The organism is Paludisphaera borealis, from assembly GCF_001956985.1.
Taxonomy (GTDB): Bacteria; Planctomycetota; Planctomycetia; order Isosphaerales; family Isosphaeraceae; genus Paludisphaera; species Paludisphaera borealis.
The window spans coordinates 3176010-3190952 of sequence record NZ_CP019082.1 but is presented as its reverse complement, the minus strand read 5'-3'; the positions used below and the strand labels follow the sequence as shown (position 1 = coordinate 3190952).

The 14943-nt window shown below is 66.6% G+C and carries 13 protein-coding genes, 1 tRNA gene and 1 pseudogene; 6 read left to right on the top strand and 9 right to left on the bottom strand.

What is annotated here, in order from left to right; genetic code table 11:
* Positions 1–17: 17 nt before the first annotated feature.
* A complete protein-coding gene (locus BSF38_RS12330) occupies positions 18–1079 on the top strand; it encodes a TlpA disulfide reductase family protein (protein WP_076345995.1) in 1062 nt (353 codons plus the stop codon).
* A 19-nt stretch (positions 1080–1098) separates the two neighbouring features.
* Here the strand turns inward: BSF38_RS12330 and BSF38_RS12325 are convergent.
* A tRNA-Leu gene (locus BSF38_RS12325) sits at positions 1099–1180 on the bottom strand.
* Positions 1181–1235: 55 nt separating this feature from the next.
* Between BSF38_RS12325 and BSF38_RS12320 the strand changes: the two genes are divergently transcribed.
* Complete coding sequence (locus BSF38_RS12320) at positions 1236–2951, top strand: FAD-dependent oxidoreductase (protein WP_076350816.1); 1716 nt, start codon at positions 1236–1238, stop codon at positions 2949–2951.
* Here BSF38_RS12320 and BSF38_RS12315 read toward each other — a convergent pair.
* From BSF38_RS12315 to BSF38_RS12280, 7 genes and pseudogenes are all read right to left on the bottom strand, one after another.
* On the bottom strand, positions 2938–3243 hold the full coding sequence (locus BSF38_RS12315) for a hypothetical protein (protein ID WP_076345993.1): 306 nt from the start codon (positions 3241–3243) through the stop codon (positions 2938–2940). The genes BSF38_RS12320 and BSF38_RS12315 overlap by 14 nt on opposite strands.
* Positions 3244–3682: 439 nt before the next feature.
* A pseudogene (locus BSF38_RS12305) lies at positions 3683–4297 on the bottom strand (IS3 family transposase); the annotation flags it as partial.
* A gap of 130 nt (positions 4298–4427) precedes the next feature.
* A complete protein-coding gene (locus tag BSF38_RS12300; protein WP_076345987.1) occupies positions 4428–5057 on the bottom strand; it encodes a PEP-CTERM sorting domain-containing protein in 630 nt (209 codons plus the stop codon).
* A gap of 59 nt (positions 5058–5116) precedes the next feature.
* Positions 5117–5440, bottom strand: coding sequence for a TfoX/Sxy family protein (locus BSF38_RS12295; protein WP_076345985.1), 324 nt, complete (start codon positions 5438–5440; stop codon positions 5117–5119).
* A gap of 860 nt (positions 5441–6300) precedes the next feature.
* The gene (locus BSF38_RS12290; protein WP_076345983.1) at positions 6301–6651 is read right to left on the bottom strand and encodes a hypothetical protein; all 351 of its coding nucleotides are present in this window, start codon (positions 6649–6651) and stop codon (positions 6301–6303) included.
* Positions 6648–8123 (bottom strand): DCC1-like thiol-disulfide oxidoreductase family protein, encoded by a 1476-nt coding sequence (locus tag BSF38_RS12285; protein ID WP_076345981.1) that lies wholly within the window; start codon positions 8121–8123, stop codon positions 6648–6650. The genes BSF38_RS12290 and BSF38_RS12285 overlap by 4 nt, the downstream gene beginning before the upstream one ends.
* Complete coding sequence (locus tag BSF38_RS12280; protein ID WP_076350814.1) at positions 8108–8710, bottom strand: hypothetical protein; 603 nt, start codon at positions 8708–8710, stop codon at positions 8108–8110. Before BSF38_RS12280 ends, BSF38_RS12285 begins: the two co-directional genes overlap by 16 nt.
* 469 nt (positions 8711–9179) lie before the next feature.
* Here BSF38_RS12280 and BSF38_RS12275 point away from each other — a divergent pair, with 469 nt between their 5' ends.
* The 4 genes from BSF38_RS12275 to BSF38_RS12260 all read left to right on the top strand — a co-directional run bounded on the left by BSF38_RS12275 (position 9180) and on the right by BSF38_RS12260 (position 14489).
* On the top strand, positions 9180–9878 hold the full coding sequence (locus BSF38_RS12275; protein ID WP_145952094.1) for a hypothetical protein: 699 nt from the start codon (positions 9180–9182) through the stop codon (positions 9876–9878).
* 143 nt (positions 9879–10021) lie between these two features.
* Positions 10022–11050, top strand: a complete 1029-nt coding sequence (locus BSF38_RS12270; protein WP_076345977.1) for an NHL repeat-containing protein — start codon at positions 10022–10024, stop codon at positions 11048–11050.
* A 95-nt stretch (positions 11051–11145) separates the two neighbouring features.
* Complete coding sequence (locus tag BSF38_RS12265; RefSeq protein ID WP_076345975.1) at positions 11146–13437, top strand: hypothetical protein; 2292 nt, start codon at positions 11146–11148, stop codon at positions 13435–13437.
* A gap of 89 nt (positions 13438–13526) precedes the next feature.
* Positions 13527–14489 (top strand): alpha/beta hydrolase, encoded by a 963-nt coding sequence (locus tag BSF38_RS12260; RefSeq protein ID WP_083712898.1) that lies wholly within the window; start codon positions 13527–13529, stop codon positions 14487–14489.
* A gap of 161 nt (positions 14490–14650) precedes the next feature.
* Here BSF38_RS12260 and BSF38_RS12255 read toward each other — a convergent pair whose 3' ends face one another.
* On the bottom strand, positions 14651–14866 hold the full coding sequence (locus tag BSF38_RS12255) for a hypothetical protein (RefSeq protein WP_076345971.1): 216 nt from the start codon (positions 14864–14866) through the stop codon (positions 14651–14653).
* Positions 14867–14943 lie beyond the last annotated feature (77 nt).

Genomic DNA, 14943 nt, shown 5'->3' with positions numbered 1-14943 from the left:
TCCGTGAGAACTCCTCGATGAAATCCGATGCGCGTCGCGCGGTCTCGGCCTTCGGCTTGATCCTCGGAATCGCCTGCCTCGGCCGCGCCGAGGAGCCCAAGAAACCCGAGTTCCAGTCGCTGGGCGAACTGAACGCCCATTACGAGAAGGAGGCCGGCAAGCTCGAAGCCGCGCGGATCGAGTCGCTGGCGCGGCTCGCGGCGACGGTCAAGGGGGACGAAGCCGAGGCCGCCTACCGCAGCCTCTTCGACCTGGCGGTCGCGCTCGGTCGCTATCCGGCCGCCGAGGCTTCGGCCCGAGCGTATCTCGAACGCGACGGCGGCGAACCCGAATCCTACGCGCTGGCGGCCTCGATCGACCTGCTCGCGCGGGCCGGACGCGGCGAGTACGACCAGTGCCAGGCCGACCTCGAAGCGTTCCTCAAGCGCCGGGCGTCGACCGACGACAAGGCCCATTTGCTCCCCGCCCCCCTGGTGACGGCGGTGAGCGAGGCGTACCTCCAGACGCTCATCAAGGCGGGCCGGTACGAGAACGCGCGCAAGGTCTGCGAGCTCGCCTTGGCGACCCGTCCCGATCCCGCCGTGAAGGCGTACTTCGAAGACCGGCTCGGCCTGTTCTCGATGCTCGGCAAGCCCGCGCCCGAGATCCAGGGGACCGACCTCGACGGCAAGCCCGTGCGGCTGTCGGACCTCAAGGGGAAGGTCGTGCTCATCGACTTCTGGGCGACCTGGTGCCCGCCGTGCGTCAGCGCCTTCCCGGCCTTGCAGGCGCTCGCCAAGCATCACAAGGGCGACGGGTTCGTGATCCTGGGCGTGAACCTCGACCACCAGGCTCAGGCCGCCGATGGCGCGGCGGAAAAGGTCGAGCCGACCGTCCGGCGGTTCTTGCTCGACCACCGCGCGGGATGGCCGAACCTGACCGGCCGAGGCGCCGACGACGCCGCGAAGGCGTACAGCGTCGAGCAGATCCCCGCCAGCTTCCTCGTGGCCCGAGATGGGACGATCGTCGACGTCGATCTCCAGGGCGAGGCGCTCGACAAGGCCGTCGCTCGCGCGGTCGGCAAGCCCGCGTCGAAATAAGCCGCCCGAGGATCGTGATTGCGAGAGGAGGGATTTGAACCCTCACGCCTTGCGGCACAGGAACCTAAATCCTGCGCGTCTGCCAATTCCGCCACTCTCGCGATCGCGATTTATCGTATCAGGATGAACCGTAACGCCCAAGGGGTGAATCCGATGATGACTCGCCGACGCTTGCTCGGTCGTTGCGGCCGTGGGCTCTCGCTCTTGCCGTTGCTCGGTTCGCCGCTCGCCGGCCGCGAGGCGCTCGGAGCGCTGGTCGCCTCGCAGCGGGAGATCGCCGCCGACGTGATCATCATCGGCGGCGGCCTGGGAGGCGTCGCGTCGGCCCTGGCCGCGCTGCGCAGCGGTCTAAGGGTCGTGCTCACCGAGCCGACCGACTGGATCGGCGGCCAGCTCACCAGCCAGGCCGTGCCCCCCGACGAGCACCCCTGGATCGAACAGTTCGGGTCGAGCCGCAGCTACCGAGCGCTCCGCGAAGGGATTCGCAATCACTACAAGCGGCATTACCCGCTCACCGCCGAGGCGCTCGCCGACCCGGCGCTCAACCCCGGTGGCGGCAACGTGTCGAAACTCTGCCACGTGCCGCGCGTCGCGCTCGACGTTCTGACGGCTCTGCTCGCGCCCTACGCGACGACCGGCCGGCTGCTGCTCTTGCTCGAACATGAGCCCGTGAGCGCCCAGGTTCAGGGCGACCGCGTCGAAGCGGTCGTCGTGCGGAACCTGAGGACCGGCGCCCCGGTCGCGCTGACCGCCCCGTACTTCCTCGACGCCACCGAGCTGGGCGACTTGCTGCCGCTGGCGGGGGTCGAGCAAGTCGTCGGCGCCGAGAGCCAGACGCAGACCGGTGAACCGCACGCCCTGGAAACGGCCTCGCCCCAGACGCAGCAGGCGTTCACCTGCTGCTTCGCGGTCGAGTACCGCGACGGCGAGGATCACACGATCGACCGGCCCGCCGAGTACGCCTTCTGGCGCGACTACAAGCCCGAGCTGACGCCCCCCTGGCCGGGCAAGCTGCTCGACCTCCTGTACACCCATCCGATCACACTCAAACCCGACACCCGTGGTTTCGATCCGAGCGGGGAGGGGAAGGGGCTCTGGCTTTACCGGAGGATCGTCGACCCGCGCATCTTCACTCCCGGCGCGAATCCCGGCAGCTCCGGGGTCACGCTCGTCAACTGGCCGCAGAACGACTACCTGCTCGGGCCGCTGGTCGAGGAAGGGGGAACCCGGGAGAAGGCCGAGGCCCACATCGCGCGAGCCAAGCAGCTCAGCCTGTCGCTCCTCTACTGGCTTCAGACCGAGTGCCCGCGACCCGACGGCGGAACCGGCTGGAAAGGGCTGCGCCTCCGCCCCGACCTGGTCGGGACCGACGACGGCCTGGCCAAGGCGCCCTACATCCGCGAATCGCGGCGGATCAAGGCCGAGGTCACCGTCGTCGAGCAACATGTCGGCACCGAGGCCCGTCGCAAGCAGCTCGGGAGCGACGACGTGACCGCCGAGCCGTTCTGGGACAGCGTGGGCGTGGGCAGCTATCGAATCGACCTCCACCCCGCGACCAACGGTCGCAACTACGTCGACGTCAGTTCGCTGCCGTTCCAGATCCCGCTCGGCGCGCTCTTGCCGATCCGGGTCGAGAACCTCTTGCCCGCCTGCAAGAACCTGGGCGTCACGCACATCACCAACGGCTGCTACCGCCTCCACCCCGTCGAATGGGCCATCGGCGAGGCCGCCGGAACCGTCGTCGCCCGCTGCCTCGAAACCAAGCTCAGCCCCAAATCCCTCCGCAGCGGCCGATCCCGCGTCGAGGCCTTGCAAGCGAGGCTCAAATCCCAGGGCGTCGACATCTCCTGGCCCAAGGTCACCCCGCGCTGAACGCCGGTGCCATTGAAAACGGCTCCTGACCCCTTTGGCCTGCCCAGTACTCGTGCACGGCCCAACCGCCGCGGGCGACGAACGCGCGGACGGCGCGGCCGACGCCGAACGCCGGGTGGTGGGCGTCGTGCAGGGCTATGACGCCGCAGCGCGACGCGTAGAGGTCGAACCAGCGGAGGGTCTGCTCCTCGGTATGCGGGTCGGTGTCGACGTGCAGGAGGTCGATCGACTCCCGGCGATCGGCGTAATCGGCGTTGTCGAGGTCGACGCCCCAGACTCGGCCGTCGGTCACACGGACGCCTAAACGCTGATAAGCCATGTATCGATGTAACAAATAATATAGTATATACGAAGGATTAAACTTTTACGATATTTCGATGGTTCGCCTTGCCTCAACTGCCAACTCCTCAATAACCTCTAGTGGGACGTCCGTGCCCAGGGTCTCAACCGAATACTTCCCTGCGGCGTCCCAGAAGATAATCGTGGCTACGACATCGGTCTGGCCACGCCGAGTCCTCGATAGCTCGAGCCCCGAGTATCCTTGTACATTGTCTTGAATGAACCGAGAGACGAACCGAGAGTCGCCGTAGGGACGGTCCATGTGATCAGCCTCCTGAACTAGACAAATCAAAGGGGTCAGACATATCAAAGGGGGCAGGAACCGTTTTGGGTCCCACCTGCAGAAATCAAAGGGGTGACCTTCCCCACGGATCGTGGGCGCTCGGGAGGGGTCAATTGGGGAAGCGGGCTTCGTAGTCGACGGGGCTGCGGTAGCCGAGCGTCGAGTGGAGACGTCGGCGGTTGTAGAACACTTCGATGTACTCGAACAGCGAACGACAGGCCTCCTCGCGGGTGGCGTATGATTCGTGGTGGGTCAGTTCGCGTTTGGTGGTGCTGAAGAAGCTCTCGGTCACGGCGTTGTCGTGGCAGTTTCCTTTTCGGCTCATGCTCGGGGTGATCTTGCGTTCGGCCAGGAGGGCTTGGCACGACTCGCAGGCGCATTGCACGCCGCGGTCGCTGTGGTGCAGCAGTTCGGCCTTGGGGCGGCGATGCTTCAGGGCCATCCGCAGGGCGTCGCAGGCCAGTTCGGCCCGCAGGTGGTCGGCCGTCGCCCAGCCAACGACCCGCCTGGAGAACAGGTCGAGAACCACCGCCAGATAGAGCCAGCTTTCGGCGGTCGGCACGTAGGTGATGTCGGTGGTGCGGACGACGAACCGCCGCCGCGCCTTGGAACGGACCCCATCGGCCTTCATCAGCTTGGCCAGGGTGTTCACGCTGCACCCGACGCCCCGGGCCTTGAGGGCCTGATGGACGCGCGGCGAACCGTAGGTCGTTCTGACCTGCTCTCCTCGTGGGCCCGTCGGATGTATTGGATCAAGTTGTGACGCCGCTTCGGCTTCATTGTCAGCGGTATCGCCCGTATCCGCCCGATCCCCGCGGAGCTGAGGTCCTCGTCGAGGGCCGGTTGACCGCCGACTACGGGGAATGAAACGCGAAGGCCCGGCGCCACCGCCGCAGCGCCAGGCCGAGACAGCCGGCGGACAGCATCGCCAGCGTCGAGGGTTCGGGCACGGCGGCGCCGGCGCCGACCTGAAGCGTGATGGTGTCCGTGATGGTGCCGCCGTTGTTGCCGCCGGGGCTCAGGGTCCAGGTGTAGGTGCCCGGGGTGGCGCCGAGGGTCGCCAGCGTCTGCGACGCGAACGTCATGGATAAAGAGATCGGGGCGCCCGACACATATCCGGGCGGGAGGCCGATGAACCCGTCGCCTCCATTCAGGTCGAGCGCATCGCCGGTGTAACTGCTCGCGCTCTGAAGGACCCCGGGCCCGAAGACGACGGCCCCCTGATATATGATATAGCGGTCCCCGAGGTCGAAGCCGACGCCCAGGGTGAATCGGCCCTCCCCGGGGGAGAGGATCGCCGTCGGGTTGAAGAACCATTGCGCGTAGGGGGTGAGCACGGAGGTGTTGATGGAGCCGGAGCCGGAGAGCACGACGTCGGAGCCGACCTCCTCCAGGGTGAACGTCAAATCGGCCCTGGCTTGCCCCGCCGACATGGACACCGCCAGGATAGCCAGCCCCAGCGCGCGGACGAAGGGAAGCGTCATTGCGGATCTCCTTTTTGGGGGTCGCACCATGAGCGGGAAGGAAGCCCTTGCCTCCCGGTTCAAAGAATCGTCATGACGAATTCTACCGCCCGCTCGATCCATCCCGCCAACTGCCGGTCGGCGTCGACGCCCTCCGGCTCGACGATCACCCAGCCCTTCATCGGCCTGCCGCCCATGTCCATCTGCCTGACGTGCGGTTCTTTCAACGCCGCCTTCGCCCCGTCCGGTCCGAGTCGCAGGAGCAGCGAGTCTCCGTAGACGCCCACCAGCAGCTTCCCGTGAAGCAGGAAGCACAGGCCGCCGAACATCTTCTTCTCGGAGATGTCCTTCTCGCGGACCAGGGCGTCGCGGGTCCGGGCTGCAAGGGATTCGCTGAAGGGCAACGGGCACCTCGTCGCTGTTGTCGGGTCCGCCTGGACCATCGTCATGACAGAGAGGCGGGAAAAGATATCTCCTTCCCCGCCTCATCGGCCTCCAGGTTAAGACTGCCGCAGGATCTCCCGCAAGAGCATCACGACGCACGGGTGAGAAGCGATCCGGGGGAATCAATGGGTCAGGGAATCAATGGGGTCAGGAGCCGTTCTTGGGTCTCACCTGCGCCAACGATGACCTCGACCGCCCCTTCGGCTCCGACGCCTGGGGCCGGATGACCGCTGAGAAGCTCGGCCTGCAATCGAGCCTCCGAAACCGATGTCGGCGTGTCGGACGCCGATCGGATCGACCAAGGACGTCGTATATTCACAATGGGCGAGTCCGCGATTCGCTCCGGCTCTTTCCCAATTCGAATGGAACGTGATCGAGGTTACCCATCGCCGAAGTCGGCCGCAGTCGAGGCTGGTCGCGATACGCCGACAGCAAAAATCGCGCGATCGAACCCAATCCGCCGGAGACTCGGGCACCGGTCGAAACGGGCGACGAGCCGGGCCGAAGCGGGGACGATCAAGGTCGAAAAGCGAGTGGTTTTCGCGCGATCGAAGCCAATTCTTGAGACCGCTGCAAACGCTTGCCAATATGGGCTTTAGGAACGGTCAGACGGCGGATTTCGCCCGACGAACGAAGCCAATTCGGGACCGCCCGGAGACGACCGTCCCGATCGCGCGAGGGCGTGAGGCGGAGGGCCGAAACAGGGTGGGGGGGACGGCGGAACGAGCCGTTTCGGGGACGAACGAACCCAATTTCCCGATCGGCGGGCGGAGCGTCCGACCGTGAGCGAGCAGGGGGGAATGCGGCCTTCGAACGCCGCTCAGAGGTCGTCGACGCCGGGGACGTAGAGCGGCAGTTCGCCGGCGTCGACCAAGAAGATCGGCGGTTCGTCGCGGAGTCGTCGCGGTTCGTAGGCGATGATTCCGCGACGCACGGCGCAGCTCAGGCAGATCCGCTCGTCGGCCTGGTGCAGGTAGATCTCGCCGTCGACCAGGCGGTGGTAATAGTCCTGGTCGGGCGCCATCACGTAGCAGAACTCGCGGACGCTGCCGCGCTTGATGCTGATCCGCCAGCCGGCCTCGTGGACGTACAGCCGCGAGGCGCATTCGCGCGAGTCCGCGGTATCGTCCGGCGGGGGCTCGGCGGCGGAATACCTGTCGTTGATGTTCATGGGTGCTTCACCGTTTGCGAGTCGGGTCTCGGCGCGTCCCGAGGATCGGCTGAAGGTCCGGAACGGGCGGAATTGGGAGTCGCCGACGAGACTGGAGCGGGAATGGCACAAACTTCATCGGTGCAAGGCGCCTCGCGCGGTCGAGAGGCCGCAATTCGATTGTATACGTTGCGTCCTAGATGGACGACCCCCGGCAGGCTCCCCAGGATCGCCAGCGGCTGAAAGAGCGGAAGCCGACGGCCGATCATCGTGACGGCGTCGAAGCCGGACCTCAATTTGCCCCCCCGCGACACGACGTGCATCGCCTTCATGCAGGCGTCGCGGGTCAGGCGGCGATCGATGGTCGCCAGGTCGGCGGTCGTCAAGTCGACGGGCTCAACGACGTGGTCGGGGTCGGCGGCCGTGATCAGAGCCATCGAGGCCCGGCACCGCGGACAGGCGCCGTCGAAGAGAACGCGAAGCGCCGGCTGCTCGTCGGCCCCGCCCGTCGCCAACCCTCGTAGCCAGACGCCCGAGACGAAGGCGAGGTTCCCCGCGATCATCGCCAGGCCGAACTCGGTCAGGCCAGGAGAGACGACCGCGATCCCCAGGTGCAAGAGCGCCGCGCCGACGATCATCAACGGTCGGGTGAGCCCAGTCCAGATGAAAATCGGATAAAGCAATTCGAGCGCCAGGCTTCCGTGGGTCAGGAGGTTCAGGAGCTTCGGCCACGCGGCCAGGCCGGTGAAGTCGAGCGCTGCGAACTCGCCGGCCGTCATGGTCCCCCAGATGGCCATTCCGTTCCACCACGACGGCCCCTGAAGCTTCGCCAGGCCCGCCATGCCGTAGATGAAAACCAGGTGAAGCTGGATCAGCCGGAGGCCGAGGTTCGCCGCGATCGTCGACCGAGGGACGCCGGGGTCGAGGGGCGAGACCAGCCGGCCGACGCCGGGCTTGCCGGGCATCGCCGCCGCCGCCCGCGCCTGGCGATACCTCCGTAGAAAGCGGTCGAGCGAGAACGCCTGCCCGCTCGCGCCGCAGACCGCCAGGTAGAGCGTCAGCAGCGAGAGGATCTGGTCGAAGCCGAAGAGGGCGAACGGCGCGCGGCGGACCGTCGAGACGACGACGATCCAGGCGAGCACGGCCGTCGTCCGGCTGAACAGCCCTACAGTGAAGAGGGCGAAGACGACCAGGCAGGCGGCCCAAACCAGCCGGAGCATCGAGTCGGGGACGAAGAACCAGAACGACCAGGCGAACGGCTGAAGCGCCTGGCGGGTCGACTCGGCGTCGACCCAGCCTTGCGAACCGAGGTACGCGTGCAGGTCGAGCCCCAGGACGAACAGGCTCCAGAGCGCCAGCAGGCCGGTGGCGATCCGGATCAGGCCCAGGGCCGTCGGGTCGGCCGGGCGGAAGAAGAACCGCGACCAGCCGTCGCGGACGGCCGTCGTCAGGTCCGACAGATAGTCCACCGCATCGGTCAGAAGCCGTCGCACGGGAAGTCTCCGATCCATCGGGGCGTGGTCAAGAGCGAAGCGTCGAAGAGGTCGAAGGGGTCGTGGCCGGGCCGATCGAGCGCCTCGAGCACGATCCTCGGGTCGGGGATCAGATGCTGCTGGAGGCGGAGCGTGACGCTCGAACAGCCGGGATGGGTCTGACACAAGTGCCGGGCGTACGACCGAGCCAGCCGCGCCTCGTCGCGCTCGTCGCCGGGCCGTCGCCGTTCCGCCTGAACGCTCGCGAACAGCGCGTTGGCCACGGCCAGTTGCCGCTGACGCCGCATCGGCGGGCCGGGGACCTCGAGCGCAGGAATCCGGACCGACTCGTCCGGCCTGCCGTCGCCGTACGACAAGTTCGCCAGCACCACGGGCGTCGGCGGCGGCTCGGCGTAGTACCGATAGGCGTACCCTTGGTCCATCAGCCCGTGATACCACGTGAACGCGTCCGCGACCCGACGCTCCAGCTCCGAGGACGGCGGCACGCCGAGAGCCCCCGAGACGACCGCCGCGATGTGCAAGACGAGCAGGGCCGTCACGACCCCCTTCGCCCATCCCGGCCACGTCGTCTCGGCGTGGCGATCCACGGCAAGGACATCGTCCGCGACGCGCGCGGTTGCGGGAAGCGCGGCCCCGACGTGGTCCACGTCCGCCTCGGGTCGCCGCCCGCGTTCTCCGTTCGCCCCTCGGGCACCCGTTTTTCTCGCCACGATCCCCTCCTCGACGCTTTCAGGTCCAAACGGCGCGCCAATCGCCGGTATTCTATTTCGCCTACGCCTCAACGGTAACCCCGTTCGCAAACTCGGCCAATCGCGAAACCTCAGGACTCTCGCGACCGTCATAAGGCTCAGGTCTATCTTATCCAGACGACGGCATTGATCTATTTTGCCAGAAATCTGTTGAATGCCCCGGGAACGCCTACTAGAATCTGAGCTGTCTGAGCAGAGAGTATGGATCAGGGTGACATGGCGGACCGCGAGATGTGCGCGAGCTTTGCGACGCGTCGAGCGCAGGCGGGTGGATTTCTCTTCGTGATTTTGCAACGGGAGTCATGACATGCATGGAACGGTTGTGATGCTGATGGCCCTCAGTGGGCTGGGCTGTCACTACAAGAACTCGGACGTGACTTACGCTCCGTCCTGCTACAGCAGCGTCTCCGAGAGCTGCTACAGCGGCTGCTACAGCTCGGGCTACACGTCGATCGTCGAGCCCTCGTGCTACAGCTCGTGCTATTCGAGCGATTACAGCGGGTGCTACGGCGGCTACCAGGCGAGCTGCTATTCCAGCAGCTGCTACTCGGGCGGTTGGGGGTGCTACGGCGGCCACGGCTGGCACGGTAAGCGCCACGGCGGCCTCTTCAAGAAGCTGTTCAGCTGCTTCGGCCACAAGCGTCGGGTGTACAACGACTGCAACGAGTGCGACTTCCCGGTCGTTGATTCGGGTTGCTACTCGTCGAGCTACTCGCCGGCCGTTTTCGGCACCGCGATGCCGATCTACGAGACCCCCTACGCCTCGTCGCAGGTTCCTTCGAAGTCGGTTTACACGGCCCCGGCGACCGAGTCGGTCGCGCCGGCCGCCGCGGCCCCGGTGAAGCCCGCCGTGGAGAAGCCGGCCGCCGCCGCTCCCGCGCCGCCCAAGCCGGAAGTCGAGGACGAGATGCCGTCCGCCACGCCTCCGCCGCCGCCGACCGACGCCCTCAAGGCCGTGACGCCGGCCCCGGCTCCGGCTCCGGCCGCTGAAACCGTCAAGCCCTGATCGAGCGGAGCGACGCTCGCCGCGCCCTATCTTCGAGGTTCCATCCGCCGGGGGTCTATTGCGACCTTCGGCGGATTTTTTTTGTATTCGGCGGCCTCTCGCGGTGAAATGGCACCGTTCCCTTCCTTCGAGAGACCATCAACATGAAGCCTCTGCTTGTTCTCGCGTTCGCTCTCGCCTGCGCCTCCGACGGGGTCGTCGACGACCTGGCCGGAACCGGCCAGCCTGGTTTTTCCGGCGACGGCGGCCCGGCCGTTCAGGCGGTTGTCAACCAGCCGTTCGACCTCGTCTACAACGCCGCCGGCGACCTCTTCTTCGCCGACACCGGGAACCACCGCGTCCGCCGGGTCGACGCCACGACCGGCGTGGTCACGACCATCGCGGGCAACGGCGAGAAAGGCTTCTCGGGCGACGGCGGCCCGGCGACGGCCGCTCGCATGGACGAACCCTACGGCCTCGCGATCGACCCGGACGGGAACCTCTATTTCGCCGACCGGCTCAACCGCCGGATTCGCCGGGTCGACGCCAAGACCGCCGCGATCGCGACCATCGCCGGCGACGGCTCGAACGCCAGCTCGGGCGACAGCGGACCGGGCGTGAAAGCCGGCATCGTCGAGCCCAACGACGTGGCCCTCGACGGCCGCGGCCAGCTCGCCATCGCCGACGTCTCCGGCCACCGCGTCCGCGTGCTCGACCTGTCCACGGGGATCATCTCAACCCTCGCCGGCGACGGCCGGGGCCGCCACTCGGGCGACGGCGGCCCCGCCAAGAGCGCCTCGTTGAGCGGTCCGCGCGCGATCCGGTTCACGCCCGACGGCGCCCTTCTGATCCTCGAACGCAACGGCAACACCTTGCGCTCGGTTTCCACCGATGGGATGATCACGACCATCGCCGGCAACGGCAAGAAGGGATACCAGGGCGACGGCGGTCCCGCCAAGGACGCCTCGTTCGACGGCCCCAAGGAACTCGACCTCGACGCGCAGGGGAACATCCTGATCGTCGACACCGAGAACAACGCCATCCGCCGCGTCGACTCCAGGACCGGCGTCGTTTCGACCGTCGCGAAGGGGCTCGACCGCCCGCACGGCGTCGCCTTCGCCCCCGACGGCACCTCGTTCGTGATCGGCGACACGCTCAACCACCGCCTCCGCCGCGTGCGGCCGAAGCCCTGAATCGACTCTCGCTGCTTGCTTGCGGCGCCCCGCGCCAGGCGATAGCCTCACACCCGGCTTGTTGGATTGTTGCGGACCGAACCGGGAGGCTGGGCATGAGTGCGTCGAGATGGGCGAATCTGGGACTTTGGCTTGCTCTGATTCCTCAATACGCACGGGCGGATGAGCCTCCGACGCTGCCGGGGACGGCCCCGCTGATGCTTGAAGGGGACATCGCGGCATCCCTCGTGGACGGCGTCGACCGGTTCTTGCTGAGGAAGACGGCCGAGTCGGTCGCGCGCCGCGCCGGGGGCTGGAAGCGCGACTTCTCATCGCATGCGGCTTACGAGAAATCGGTCGAGCCGAATCGCAAGCGGCTGGCCCACATCCTCGGCGTCCGTGACCCGCGCACGCCGTTCGACGCGCCCGAGCTGGTCGGCACGACGGATCGGCCCGCGCTCGTGGGCAAGGGGACGAACTTCGAGGTCTTCGCGGTCCGCTGGCCGGCGTTCGGCGACGTCCACGGCGAGGGGCTGCTGCTGGTCCCGACCGGCCGGCCGAAGGTCGCCGACGTGGTCGCGATCCCCGACGCCGACCAGACTCCCGAGCAGATCGCCGGCCTTGCCCCGGGCGTGGCTCCCGAGTCTCAGTACGCGCGCCGGCTGGCCGAGAGCGGCTGCCGGGTGATCGTGCCGACGCTCGTCGATCGCCGGCTCGAAGCCCGCGGCGGCCGGTCGAAACTCACGACCCGCGAGTACCTCTACCGGTCGGCGTTCGTGCTGGGCCGGCACCTGATCGGTTACGAAATCCAGAAGGTGCTCGCGGCCGTCGACTGGCTCGCCAAGGACGCGAAGGACGCCGACCCCAAGATCGGCGTCTTCGGCTGGGGCGATGGCGGGCTGCTCGCGCTTTACTCCGGAGCGCTCGACACCCGCATCGACGTCGTTGGCGTCAGCGGGTACTTCGGCCCTCGGGAGCAAGTCTGGCGGGAGCCGATCGACCGCAACGTCTTCGGGCTGCTCGAACAGTTCGGCGACGCCGAGGTCGCCAGCCTGATCGCGCCCCGAACCCTGTGCGTCGACACCGCGAAGGGGCCCGAGGTCGTCGTCGAACCCGGCAACGGCGGCGGGCCGGGGCGGATCTCGACCCCCGACTTGCAAGCGGCCCACGACGAATACATGCGGTTCGTCGGAATGGTCGTCAACCTCGAACCGAAGCCCCGAGCCTCGCTCGTCATGGGCGCCGACCTGGCCCCGGCTTCTCCCGCGGCCGTCCGCGCGTTCGTGACGGTCCTCGACCCGTCGGCCGAAGTGAAGGACGACGATCACGCTCCCTCGCCGGCGGCCGCCTTGCCCGACGCCGCCGCCCGCCAGGCGCGGCAGGCTCACGAGATCGACCAGCACAGTCAGCGACTGCTGGTGGAGAGTCCTTACGTTCGCCAGGAGTATTTCAAGAACCTCGATACGTCGTCGCCCGAGGCGTTCGCCAAGACGATCGAGCCCTATCGCACGGCGTTTCGCGACGACGTGATCGGCCGGTTCGACGACCCGTTGCTGCCGCCCAACGCCCGCTCGCGGAAGGTCTACGACGAGCCGAAATACACCGGCTACGAAGTTGTGATGGACGTGTTCCCCGACGTCATGGCGTACGGGATTCTGCTGTTGCCGAAAGGGATCAAGGAAGGCGAACGCCGGCCGGTGGTCGTCTGCCAGCACGGGCTCGAAGGGCGTCCGACCGACGTGGCCGACCCGAAGGTGGACAACAAGTCGTACAACCAGTACGCGATCCGCCTCGCCGAGCGCGGGTTCGTCACGTTCGCCCCGCAGAATCTGTACATCGGCCACGACCGCTTCCGCACCCTCCAGCGCAAGGCGAACCCGCTCAAGAAGACCCTGTTCTCGATCATCGTCCCCCAGCACCAGCAGATCACCGACTGGCTGAAGGCCCAGCCGTTCGTCGACCCGGCCCGCGTGGCCTTCTACGGCCTGAGCTACGGCGGCAAGTCGGCCATGCGCATTCCGCCGCTGGTGTCGAACTACTGTCTATCGATTTGTTCGGCCGACTTCAACGAATGGGTCTGGAAGAACGCGTCGACCCGCAGCCCGTACAGCTACGTCTGGACGAATGAGTACGAGATCTTCGAGTGGGACCTCGGGAGCACGTTCAACTACGCCGAGATGGCCGCCTTGATCGCCCCTCGCCCGTTCATGGTCGAGCGCGGCCACTTCGACAACGTCGCCCCCGATGAGACCGTGGGCTACGAGTTCGCCAAGATCCGTTTCCTCTACGAAGCCAGGCTCGGCCTTCGCGACCGAGCCGAGCTGGAATGGTTCGTCGGCCCGCACACCATCCACGGCGTCGGAACCTTCAAGTTCCTCCACCGCCACCTGAACTGGCCCGAGCCATGAAGAGAGACTCGGCAATAGCATCTCGACTCAGGGGGCTTCAATGCTTACGGCGGCAGTGAGGGCTCGGCCGGGAGCCCGGGAGGGGATCAATGAAAACATGCGTGTTCGTGGCTGCTCTTGTCGTCCTGTCGAGTTCCGCCGGCGCTCAGCCTCAGCGGAAGAGCTTCCCGATCTGGCCAGGCGTTGCGCCGGGCTCAGAGAGCTGGACGCAAAAGGAAATCGAGTTCATCGAGCCGCAGAGCAAGGAAGTCTGGCTCCGAAACGTCGTTACACCGACATTGACCGCCTATCGGCCGGAACCTGCAAAGGACACGGGCGTAGCGGTCATCGTCGTGCCCGGCGGCGGGCTTTCGTTTTCGAGGTGGACCAACGCCGTCGAGATCGCCGACTGGCTGGCTTCCAGGGGGATTTCCGCGTTCGTGCTCAAGCATCGGTTGAAAGACACGGGGACGACCGATGATGATCTCAAGCGGTACATGAACGAGCACTACAAGCTCATGGAACTCATCGCTGGCGCGGCCAACCGAGGCGAACCTCTGCCGGCTCTCGACGGCAAGCTGGTCTCGATGATCGAGTTCGGCGCGGAAGATGTCCGCCAGGCCGTCCGCTCCCTCCGCAAGGACGCGAAGGCATGGGGCGTAAAGTCCGACCGAATCGGAGTGATGGGGCTTTCATCGGGAGGAGTTCTCGCGATGGGCGCGGCTGTCGAACACGACGCCGAGAGCCGGCCGGACTTCATTTCGCCGATCTACGCGCCATGGTTCACTAAGACCGCCCAGGCGCCAGCCAAAGCGGCCCCTTCGTTCATCGGGGCCAAGGTCCCGTCCGATGCGCCCCCCGTGTTCATCGTGGTCGCGTCCGACGATCTCATCACCGTGTCGGGATCGCTGCTGATCTACAACACCTGGCGGACGGCCGGTCGGTCGGCGGAAATGCACGTCTACGCCGTGGGCGGCCACGGGTTCGGTGTGAAACCGCAGGGTCTGCCGGTCGACGGTTGGCTTGAAAGGTTCGCCGATTGGCTCAAATTGCGGGGCGAGGTGGCTCGGTGAGTCACCGGAGCGATGCTACGAGTTGGATCGGTCCGAGGATCAGCGCGGTTGCTGATGCGATGTCCGAGGGGGGCGTGTTGCGTCGGTCAGGTGCATACGCCCCCGGCGAGGCGCCTGAACCTCAAATCAAGGTCGGGCGTCTTGCCGGGGCGAGGGCCTGATCAGCCGGCGAGGATCTTCTCCTGGTTGGCGATGATCGCGTCGAGCTTCTGCTGGTTGGCGAGGATCGCCTCCTGATTGCTCTTGATCTGGGCCTGGTTGGCCAGGATCTTCTCCTGGTTCGCCACGATGATCGCCTCCTGGTTGCTCTTGATCTCGCCCTGGTTGGCCAGGATCTTTTCCTGGTTCGAGATCACCTGATCGCCTGAATCCGCCATGCTCGCATCTCCTGAGAGGGCGTGGAAGGGAACCACTACGTCGCAATCACGGGACGTCCCGTGGCCGTAGTCCAAAT